Origin of the sequence: Paraburkholderia sp. SIMBA_030, assembly GCF_046535245.1 — a bacterium.
Classification (GTDB): domain Bacteria; phylum Pseudomonadota; class Gammaproteobacteria; order Burkholderiales; family Burkholderiaceae; genus Paraburkholderia.
Map to the genome: position 1 here is coordinate 1 of NZ_JAWRXB010001132.1, position 252 is coordinate 252.

The following is a 252-nucleotide window of genomic DNA, read 5'->3' on the forward strand; positions in this document are numbered from 1 at the left end:
GCTCGTGCCGGGCGCCGACGCCACCGACGCCGACGTGAGCGCCTACACGCAAGGTCTGATGGATCTGGGCGCGACGCTCTGCACGCGCGGCAAGCCCGACTGCGAGCGCTGCCCGTTCGCCTCCGATTGCGTGGCGAAGACGACGAACCGGCAACGCCAGTTGCCCGCCTCGCGGCCGAAAAAGGCGGTGCCCACGCGTCAGACGTGGATGCTGATCCTGCTCGACGGCGACGCGGTGATGCTGGAAAAGCG

Annotated in this window: 1 pseudogene; it reads left to right on the forward strand. The window is 69.4% G+C overall.

The window, feature by feature from the left end:
- Positions 1 to 252, forward strand: a pseudogene (locus SB772_RS43565) (A/G-specific adenine glycosylase); the annotation flags it as partial.